The following is a 1,661-nucleotide window of genomic DNA, read 5'->3' as shown; positions in this document are numbered from 1 at the left end:
AGATGTGGCCGAACAGACCGATGTCCGGCGGCCGGTGGAGACCTGGCGGGCGCGCGTCGGACCCGCGCTGCGGGAGCGGATGCCGGTGTGGTTGCAGACCCGGTGCGGGCTGGAGCGGCGGAACGTGGTCGCGCTCGGGGTGCTGCTCGTGGTCGCAGCCGTGTTCGCCGTGCAGCACTTCTGGAGCGGGCGGCCGCAGTCCGTGCGGGCGCCGGAGGTGGTGCGGGCGGCGGTGCCGCTCGGCGAAGGGAAGGGCGCGGAGGGGGAGTTCGGGCAGGGGAGGCTCGACGGCCGGAAGACCGACGGGGAGTCAGGTGCGGGTGGCTCCGGCGGTGTGACGCAGGCCGGGGGATTGGCCGGGGCCACCGCCGGCGCCGAGATCGTCGTCGACGTCAGCGGCAAGGTCCGCAGGCCCGGGATCCAACGGCTGCCGGCCGGTTCACGGGTCGTCGACGCCCTGCGCGCGGCCGGTGGCGTGCGGCCCGGCACGAACACGGACGGACTCAACCGGGCCCGTTTCCTCGTCGACGGCGAGCAGGTGGTCGTGGGCGGTCCGGCCGCTCCGGCGCCCGGTCCGGCGGGTGTTGCCGGTGCGGCCGGCGGTGGTCCGGCAGGGGCGGCCCCCGGGACGCCCGTCGCCCTCAACACGGCGACCGTGGACCAGCTCGACACCCTGCCGGGCGTCGGTCCTGTCCTGGCCCAGCACATCATCGACTACCGCACACAGCACGGCGGCTTCCGCTCGGTGGACGAGCTGCGCGAGGTGAACGGCATCGGCGACCGCCGCTTCGCCGACCTGCGGAATCTGGTACGGCCATGAGCCGCGGCCCCGTTCGCCCCGGGAACGGCACGGATCACCGCGCCGGCGAGGGGGCCGACACCCGCGCCGCCGTCCACGCCGCCTCCGGAGCCCGCCTGGGAGCGGCTCACCCCCGGCAGGAAGGACCGACGGACCTGCGCCTCGTCCCACCCGCGCTCGCGACCTGGGCGACGGCGGCGCTGACACTGGACGCCCCGCCGGGGTGGGTCACGGGCATCGCGGTGTTCTGTCTTGGCGCGGCGGGTCTGCTGCTGGCGGGGAGACGGGTGGTGGCGGGCGACCGCACTGGGAGGGGTGCATGGCCGCGGGGCGCATGGTCGCGGACCTCTCTGGCCGCCCTGCTTCTCTGCGTCGCCGCTGCCGCCGTGTCCGCCGGGTTGCACGGTGCCGATGTGCGCCGTGGGCCCGTGCCGGAGTTGGCGCGGCGGTACGCCACCGTGACGGCCGAGGTCGAGGTGACGTCCGACCCACGAGTCACCCGGCCCAGGGTGAGAGGGGATCACGCAGCCCCGGCCTCCGTGCTGGTCGAGGCAGAGGTGCGCCGGGTCGAGGAGGCGGACGGAACGGTCGTGACGACGCGGGCGCCCGTGCTGATGATCGTGAACGCCGCGTCCCGGGGGGCGAAAGCCGGCAGGGCGGAAGCCGACGGGGCGGCAGCCGGCAGGGCGGCGGTCGGCAGGGCGGAAGCCGGCACGGCACCCTCCGTCGAGGGCCGGTCACGGTCGCCCTGGCTCGAGTTGCTGCCCTCCACGCGGGTGCGGGTCGTGGCGCGGGTCGTGCCCGCGCTGGTCGGTGGGGACCGGGTCGCCGGGGTGTTGCGGGTCCGGGGGAAGGGCGTGCC

The 1,661-nt window shown here is 76.2% G+C and carries 1 protein-coding gene and 1 pseudogene; both read left to right on the top strand.

Going from position 1 to position 1,661, the window contains the following annotated elements; translation table 11 throughout:
* Positions 1–79 precede the first annotated feature (79 nt).
* The gene (locus GRC12_RS44250) at positions 80–820 is read left to right on the top strand and encodes a ComEA family DNA-binding protein (RefSeq protein WP_208786066.1); all 741 of its coding nucleotides are present in this window, start codon (positions 80–82) and stop codon (positions 818–820) included.
* Positions 817–1,661 (top strand): annotated as a pseudogene (locus tag GRC12_RS44245) (ComEC/Rec2 family competence protein); the annotation flags it as partial. The gene GRC12_RS44250 and the pseudogene GRC12_RS44245, both read left to right, overlap by 4 nt.

It is taken from the genome of Streptomyces griseorubiginosus (genome assembly GCF_017614965.1).
Lineage (GTDB): Bacteria > Actinomycetota > Actinomycetes > Streptomycetales > Streptomycetaceae > Streptomyces > Streptomyces griseorubiginosus_B.
The sequence above is the reverse complement of the archived record's forward strand: the minus strand, read 5'-3'. Positions and strand labels throughout refer to the sequence as shown.